Genomic DNA, 7,832 nt, shown 5'->3' with positions numbered 1-7,832 from the left:
CCTCGGGGTCGCGGGGGCGGGACATCCCGACCAGTCTAGGCGTCGGCGCGCCGTCCTGCCGGGGCTCACCAGCGGCCGAGCCGGTGCTGGAGCACGGCGAGGGCGGCGGGGCCGGCCGTGGAGGCGCGCAGCACGTGCGGGCCGAGCCGCACCGGCACGGCCCCCGCGGCCACGCAGGCCTCGAGCTCGGCCGGGCCGATCCCGCCCTCGGGGCCCACGACGACGGCGATCTCGACGGCCGCGGAGAGTCGCTCCGCCGGCACCGCGGACACCCCGTGCTCCGCGTCCTCGTGCAGTACGAGGACGAGCCGGCCGCCGTCGTCGTCCCAGGCCAGCCCGGCGACCGCCGTCCCGGAGACGTGGTCCCGGACCGCGGGCACCCGGGCGCGACGCGCCTGCTTGGCGGCCGCGCGGGCCGTGTCCGCCCACTTCCGGCGGGCCTTGGCGGCCTTGGGGCCCTTCCAGCGGACGATCGAGCGCTCCGCCTCCCAGGGCACCACGGCGTCCACGCCGAGCTCGACGGCGGCCTGGACCGCCATGAGGTCCCGGTCGCCCTTGGCGAGGGCCTGGACGAGCACGAGCGCCGGGGTGGGCGCCGGCTCCTCCGCCACCGCGTCCAGCCGCACGGACACCGCGTCCGGGGCGGCCGCGAGCACGGTGCCGTGGCCGAGCGTGCCCGACCCGTCGGCCAGGAGCACGGCCTCCCCGGGGGCCAGGCGCATGGCCGCGGCGGCGTGCCGGGCCTCGGCGCCGTCGAAGACGACCTCCGCGCCCGCGCTCGCGCCGGCCAGGGCGCCCGGCTCGAGGTGGAACAGGGGGGCGGTCACAGGTTCCTCAGGTTCTCCCGCAGCCGGGCGAACATGCCCTTGGCCTGGGGTGCGCCGTGCACGACCTCCTCGCCGCGCACCTCGGCCAGGCGCTCCAGGAGCTGGCGCTGCTCGTCGTCCAGGTCGGTGGGCGTGGTGACCACCACGTCCACCTTGAGGTCGCCACGGCCCTGCCCGCGCAGGCGACCGACGCCCAGGCCGTGGAGGACCTCGACGTGGCCGGACTGCACGCCCGGGTCCAGGCTGAGGGACTGCTTGCCGTCCAGGGTGTCCAGCGTGACGGTGGTGCCCAGGGCCGCGGCGGCCATGGGGACGGTCACGGTGGTGGCCAGGTGGTCGCCCTCGCGGCGGAAGGTCTCGTCCGGGCGGACCGCGATCTCCACGTAGAGGTCGCCGTTCGGGCCGCCGCCCGGGCCGGCCTCGCCGCGGCCGGCGAGGTGGATGCGGGTGCCGTCGTCCACGCCCGCGGGGATGCGCAGGGTCAGCGGCGTCCGGGTGCGGACGCGGCCCTGCCCGTCGCACTCGTGGCAGGGCGTCGGGATGACGGTGCCGAACCCCTGGCAGGCGGGGCAGGCCTCGGTGGCCATGACGGTGCCCAGCAGCGACCGCACGGGGCGCTGGATCATGCCGTGGCCATGGCAGGTCTGGCAGGTCTCCGGCTGGGTGCCGGGCTCGCAGCACGAGCCCTCGCACCGATCGCAGCGCACGGCCGTGTCCAGCTCGATCGTCTGCTCGCCGCCGAAGACGGCGTCGCGCAGGTCGATCCGCGCGGTCACCAGGGCGTCCTGGCCGCGGCGGGCGCGGCTGGCGGGGCCGCCGCGGCCGCCCTGGCCGGCGGCGTTCATGAAGGTCTCGAAGATGTCGGCGAAGCCCCCGAAGCCGCCCGCCCCGCCGAAGCCGCCCGGGAAGCCGGCCTGGCCGTTCTCGTTGCCCGTCGTGTCGTAGGCCCGGCGCCGGCCCTCGTCCGAGAGCACCTCGTAGGCGTGGGAGATGCGCTTGAACTGCTCGGCCGCCTCCGGGTCGGGGTTGACGTCCGGGTGGTGGGTGCGCGCGAGCTTGCGGTAGGCGCGGCGGATCTCCTCGGTGCTGGCGTCACGGCTGACGCCGAGCGTCTCGTAGTGGTCGGTCACGGTGGGGATTCCTCTCGGGGAGAGCGGGACGTGGGGCGATGCGGGACGGGGCCCGCCAGGACGCGTGGAGGCGCGTCAGGTGGTCAGGATGCGGGAGAGATAGCGGGCGATCGCCCGGACGGCGGCCATGGTGCCCGGGTAGTCCATCCGGGTCGGACCGATGACGCCGACCTTCGCCACGGCGCCGGGGCCGTAGGCGGCCGCGACCACCGAGGTGTCCGCGAGCGATCCGGCGTTCTCGGAGCCGATCCGCACGGACACCCCGTGGGCGTCCTGCTCCATCTCCGTGAGCAGGCGCAGCAGCACCACCTGCTCCTCAAGCGCCTCCAGGATCGGCCCGATGGACGCGCCGAAGTCCCCCGGGGAGCGGGCCAGGTTGGCGGTGCCGGCCAGGACGATGCGGTCCTGCCGGCCGGCCTCGAGCAGGTCGTGGACGGCCGCGGCCACGAGGGCGGCGGACTGCCGGTGCTCCGGGCGGACCCGGGTGACGACGTCGTCCACCACGGTGGCCGCCTGCACCGGACCGAGCCCCAGCAGGGCGTCCAGCAGGAGGCCGCGGAGCACGGACAGCTCCGCCTCGTCGACCGGACGGTCCAGCACGGCGTGCCGCTGGTCCACCCGCCCCGTGGACAGGATGAGGACCACGAGCACGCGCGTGGGCGCGAGGGAGACCAGTTCGAGGTGGCGGATCGTGGAGCCGTCCTCGTGGGGGAACTGCGCGACGGCGACCTGCTGGGTCAGCTGGGCCAGGAGGCGCACCGTGGACTCCATCATGTGCTCGGTGTCCGTCTCCGGGTCCAGCAGGGTCCGCACGGCCCGGCGCTCGGCGGGGGACAGCGGCTTCACCTCGGAGAGGCGGTCGACGAACACGCGGTAGCCCTTGTCCGTGGGGACGCGCCCGGCGGAGGTGTGCGGGGCCACGATGAGGCCCTCCTCCTCGAGCGCAGCCATGTCGTTGCGCACGGTCGCGGAGGACACGCCCAGGGCGTGCCGTTCCACGAGCGCCTTGGAGCCCACGGGCTCGCGCAGCGCCACGTAGTCCTCCACGATCGCCTGGAGCACCTGCAGGCGGCGGGGCTGCTCCGACATCTCGGTCCTCCTCTGGTCCGTCGGGATCCGGGGCGACCCCGGAGGTGCCCCTGGCTGGCACTCCGGCGGGTCAAGTGCCAATGCTACCGTCCGACCCGGGGGACGACCCGACCGGCCCGCACGGCTTCGCTCACGGTGATCGCCCGCCCCCGTTGCTACCGTGCTCTCCCATGGACTGGAGCAGCTGGGGCCCCGCGGGCCACGACGACCTGACGCGCCGCCCCGCCCGGACCGTCCCCGATGTGCCCGCCACCCCCGGCACGGTGGTCGAGGACGTGGCCTCCGGGTTCACCGGGGCCGTGAGCGGCATCGAGCGCTCCGGCGGCGTGCACGTGGTGGTCCTGGAGGACCGCCGCGGCGTGCGCCGCGGCTTCCCCCTCGGCGGCGGCTTCTGGATCGACGGCGAGCCCGTGACCCTGGTCCCCCCGACCGCCGCGGCCCCGGCGGCGCCGGCCCGCACCGCCTCCGGCTCGCGACGGGTCGAGGGGGCGCGGGCCCGCACTGCCCGCGCCTCTCGCATCTGGGTGGAGGGCGTGCACGACGCCGAGCTGGTGGAGAAGGTGTGGGGCGAGGACCTGCGCCTCGAGGGCATCGTCGTGGAGCCCCTGCACGGCGTGGACGACCTCGCCGGGGCGATCCGTGCGTTCGCCCCCGGTCCGCGGCGCCGGCTCGGGATCCTCGTGGACCATCTCGTCACCGGGTCCAAGGAGGAGCGCCTCGCGGCCGAGGCCATGCGCGTGCCGGGGGCCGCGGGCAACGTGCTCATCCTCGGTCACCCCTACGTGGACGTCTGGCAGGTCATCAAGCCCTCCGTCTTCGGCATCCCCGCGTGGCCCGTCGTGCCGAAGGGGCAGGACTGGAAGACGGGGATCCTGCGGGGACTGGGCTGGCCGCACGGGAGCAAGGAGGCCACGGGGCTGGGGTGGAAGCGGCTGCTCTCCCACGTCACCACGTACGCGGACCTCGAGCCGTCCCTGCTGGGCCGCGTGGAGGAGCTCATCGACTTCCTCACCGCCGCACCCGAGCACTGATCTCGGCGCGGCCCCCGCCCGCCCGCGCTATGCTGGCCCATGCCCTGCGCCCGGTCCCCGGCGCGCGGGTCCCGCGATCCAGGAGGAGCCCCTCGTGAACACCCGCGCGCAGCCCGACGCCGGCCGCACCGGCCACGGCCCGCCCGCCTGGCTCGTCTCGGCCGGCGGCCGCGGCGCCCCGCTCACGGCGAAGCAGGACCGTGACCGCGCGGCGCTGGCCCATCTCAGTCTGGCGTTCGGCGTGCTCGGCCCGCTGGTCGTGTGGCTGCTCTATCGCGACCGCGGCCCGTTCACCTCGCAGGAGTCGCGGGAGGCCCTGAACTTCTCCGGGCCGCCCACGCTCATCACGCTCCTGTTCTTCTTCCTGTCCCTGTTGCCGGTGGTCGGCCCGATCTTCGCGATCCTCGGCGCGCTCACGTGGGCCGCCATGGCGGTCTACGGCGTGATGGGCGCCTCGCACGTGTCCAAGGGCCGTCCGTTCCGGTACCCGTTCAACCTGCGCATCCTGCGCTGACCCGGGGTCGGCCGGTCAGAAGCCGGCCAGCGCCCGGACGATCGCGTCGTTGCGCAGCCGCCCCTCGAGCGTCGGGATGATGCGCCCGTCGACGGCGGCGCGCCCGTCCAGCAGGCCCGCGGCGATGAGTTCGGCGATCGCCCCGCGGATCCGCGCGGCCTCCCCCGGCGTCTCCGAGACGAGCTCCGCGGTCGGGAGCCCGCCCACCGTGCGCACCGCGAGCATGATGCGCTCGAGGCGCCGCGCGTCGGCGTCGGGCCGCTCGCGGCCGACGGCGGGGGTGACCCCCGTGGCCAGCCGCTGCGCGTAGGCGGCGGGGTGCTTGGCGTTCCAGAACCGGACGCCGGCGAGGTGCGAGTGCGCGCCCGGGCCGATCCCCCACCAGTCCTGGTCCTCCCAGTACGCCACGTTGTGCCGCGCGCGGTGGACCCCGGACCCCCGCGGATCCCGCGCCCAGTTGGACACCTCGTACCAGCGGTAGCCGGCGGCGCTGAGCAGCTCCTCGGCGAGCAGGTACTTGTCCGCCTGGTCGTCGGGGTCCACGTCCGCCACCTCGCCGCGGGCCACCTGGGCCCCGAGCTTGGTGCCCTCCTCCACGATCAGCGAGTACGCGCTCACGTGGTCCGGGGCCAGGACGACTGCGGCCTCGAGCGTGGCCCGCCAGTCGGCGAGGGACTCCCCCGCGGTCCCGTAGATCAGGTCCAGGGACACCTCCAGGCCGGCCTCGCGGGCCGCGGCGACGGCGGCGGGGACGGACTCGGGCCGATGGGTGCGCTCGAGCGTGGCGAGCACGTGCGGCATCGCGGACTGCATGCCCAGGGAGAGGCGGGTGAAGCCGCCGGCCGCGAGCTGGCGGGCGTACTCCGGGGTGATCGTGTCCGGGTTGGCCTCGGTGGTCACCTCCGCGCCGGGCGCGATCCCGAACCGGTCCACCGCCGCCTGGAGGATGCGCACGAGGTCCGCGGCCGGCAGGAGCGTGGGCGTGCCGCCGCCGAAGAACACCGTGTGCAGCGGGCGGGCGGGCACGTCCGAGGACGCGAGCACGTCCGCGGCGAAGTCCAGCTCCGCGACCGCCGACTCCCAGTAGTCGCCGCGACCCGCGCCGGGGCCAAAGTCGACGGCCGTGTACGTGTTGAAGTCGCAGTAGCCGCAGCGCACCGTGCAGAACGGCACGTGGACGTACAGGCTGAAGGTGCGCGCCGCGCCGTCGCGGGCGGCCGCGCGCACCCGCTGCCCGACGTCGGCCGGCAGCCGGCCGTCGTCGGGGACGGGCTCGCCGAGGGGCAGGGCGGGCACTTACTTCTTCGCGGCCTGGTCGGCGCCGGCGCCGTCCGAGGATAGGGCGGCGATGAAGGCCTCCTGCGGGACCTCGACCCGGCCGACCATCTTCATGCGCTTCTTGCCCTCCTTCTGCTTCTCGAGCAGCTTGCGCTTGCGGGAGATGTCTCCGCCGTAGCACTTGGAGAGCACGTCCTTGCGGATCGCGCGGATGTTCTCGCGGGCGATGATGCGCGAGCCGATGGCGGCCTGGATCGGCACCTCGTACTGCTGGCGCGGGATCAGCTCCTTGAGCTTGCCCGTCATCATCACGCCGTACGCGTAGGCGTTGTCCCTGTGGGTGATGGAGGAGAACGCGTCCACCTGTTCGCCCTGGAGCAGGATGTCCACCTTGACGAGGTCGGCGACCTGGTCGCCGTCGGCCTTCCAGTCCAGCGAGGCGTACCCCTTGGTGCGGGACTTGAGCTGGTCGAAGAAGTCGAACACGATCTCGGCCAGGGGGATCCAGTAGCGGATCTCCACGCGTTCCTCGGAGAGGTAGTCCATGCCCTTGAGGTTGCCGCGCTTGGCCTGGCACAGCTCCATGACGGCGCCGATGAACTCCGCCGGCACGATGATCGTGGCCGAGGCCATGGGCTCGCGCACCTCGAGGATCTTGCCCTCGGGGAACTCGGAGGGGTTGGTCACGGTGACGACCTCACGGTCCTCCCGGGTGACCTCGTAGACCACGTTGGGCGCGGTGGAGATGAGATCGAGGTCGAACTCGCGCTCGAGGCGCTCGCGCACGATCTCCAGATGCAGCAGACCGAGGAAGCCGACGCGGAAGCCGAAGCCCAGCGCGACCGAGGTCTCCGGCTCGTAGACGAGCGCGGCGTCGTTGAGCTTGAGCTTGTCCAGGGCGTCACGCAGCACGGGATAGTCCGAGCCGTCGATGGGATACAGGCCCGAGAACACCATGGGCTTGGGGTCCTCGTAGCCACCCAGGGACTGCTCCGCCGGGTGGGCGTGGTTGGTGACCGTGTCGCCCACCTTGGACTGACGCACGTCCTTCACGCCGGTGATGAGGTAGCCCACCTCGCCCGCGGCCAGACCGTTCGTGGGCACGGGCTCCGGGGAGGAGACGCCGATCTCGAGGAGCTCGTAGGTGGTGCCCGTGGACATCATGCGGACCTTCTCCCGCGGGGAGAGCCGGCCGTCCACGACGCGCACGTACGTGACGACGCCCCGGTAGGTGTCGTACACGGAGTCGAAGATCATCGCGCGGGCCGGGGCGTCCGCGTCCCCCTCCGGGCCGGGGATGGCGCGGACCACGCGGTCCAGCAGGTCCTCGACGCCGACGCCCGTCTTGCCGGAGACGCGCAGCACGTCCTCGGGCTCGCAGCCGATCAGGGAGGCCAGCTCGGCCGCGTAGCGGTCCGGATCCGCGGCGGGCAGGTCGATCTTGTTGAGCACGGGGATGATCTCCAGCTCGTGCTCCATGGCGAGGTAGAGGTTCGCCAGGGTCTGGGCCTCGATGCCCTGGGCGGCGTCCACCAGCAGGATCGCGCCCTCGCATGCGGCCAGCGAGCGGGAGACCTCATAGGTGAAGTCCACGTGCCCGGGGGTGTCGATCATGTTCAGGGCGTAGTCCACCCCGTCCACGGACCAGGGCATGCGCACGGCCTGGGACTTGATGGTGATGCCGCGCTCACGCTCGATGTCCATGCGGTCCAGGTACTGGGCCTTCATGTCGCGAGGCTGCACGACGCCGGTGGCCTGCAGCATGCGGTCCGCCAGCGTGGACTTGCCGTGGTCGATGTGGGCGATGATGCAGAAGTTGCGGATCACCGAGGGGTCGGTGGCAGCGGGCACCGGGGGGTTCGACGCCAGGGGCGACACGGGCACTTCCTCTACGGGTGACGGGGACGGGACTCTGACCGCCTAGTCTCTCATGTCCCGCCGCCGACCCGACCCGGACGCCGGG

7 protein-coding genes are annotated in these 7,832 nt (G+C 73.8%); 2 read left to right on the top strand and 5 right to left on the bottom strand.

Annotated elements, in window-relative coordinates:
• Positions 1–65: 65 nt before the first annotated feature.
• The 3 genes from J1M40_RS06760 to hrcA all read right to left on the bottom strand — a co-directional run bounded on the left by J1M40_RS06760 (position 66) and on the right by hrcA (position 3,046).
• The gene (locus tag J1M40_RS06760; RefSeq protein WP_036317210.1) at positions 66–827 is read right to left on the bottom strand and encodes a 16S rRNA (uracil(1498)-N(3))-methyltransferase; all 762 of its coding nucleotides are present in this window, start codon (positions 825–827) and stop codon (positions 66–68) included.
• Positions 824–1,957, bottom strand: coding sequence for a molecular chaperone DnaJ (dnaJ, locus tag J1M40_RS06755; RefSeq protein ID WP_036317203.1), 1,134 nt, complete (start codon positions 1,955–1,957; stop codon positions 824–826). The genes J1M40_RS06760 and dnaJ overlap by 4 nt, the downstream gene beginning before the upstream one ends.
• Before the next feature lie 75 nt (positions 1,958–2,032).
• Positions 2,033–3,046, bottom strand: a complete 1,014-nt coding sequence (gene hrcA, locus J1M40_RS06750; RefSeq protein ID WP_036317200.1) for a heat-inducible transcriptional repressor HrcA — start codon at positions 3,044–3,046, stop codon at positions 2,033–2,035.
• A gap of 170 nt (positions 3,047–3,216) precedes the next feature.
• Between hrcA and J1M40_RS06745 the strand changes: the two genes are divergently transcribed.
• A complete protein-coding gene (locus J1M40_RS06745) occupies positions 3,217–4,077 on the top strand; it encodes a DUF3097 family protein (protein WP_036317197.1) in 861 nt (286 codons plus the stop codon).
• Positions 4,078–4,171: 94 nt separating this feature from the next.
• Positions 4,172–4,591, top strand: coding sequence for a DUF4870 domain-containing protein (locus tag J1M40_RS12730; RefSeq protein ID WP_002854682.1), 420 nt, complete (start codon positions 4,172–4,174; stop codon positions 4,589–4,591).
• Between the two features lie 15 nt (positions 4,592–4,606).
• Here J1M40_RS12730 and hemW read toward each other — a convergent pair whose 3' ends face one another.
• Both hemW and lepA read right to left on the bottom strand, forming a co-directional pair.
• A complete protein-coding gene (hemW, locus tag J1M40_RS06735; RefSeq protein ID WP_036317191.1) occupies positions 4,607–5,887 on the bottom strand; it encodes a radical SAM family heme chaperone HemW in 1,281 nt (426 codons plus the stop codon).
• A complete protein-coding gene (gene lepA, locus J1M40_RS06730) occupies positions 5,888–7,747 on the bottom strand; it encodes a translation elongation factor 4 (protein ID WP_036317188.1) in 1,860 nt (619 codons plus the stop codon).
• Positions 7,748–7,832 lie beyond the last annotated feature (85 nt).

Source organism: Micrococcus sp. KRD026 (assembly GCF_017168445.1).
Classification (GTDB): domain Bacteria; phylum Actinomycetota; class Actinomycetes; order Actinomycetales; family Micrococcaceae; genus Micrococcus; species Micrococcus luteus.
Note: the sequence above shows the minus strand (reverse complement) of the source record. Positions and strands in the feature narration are given on the sequence as shown.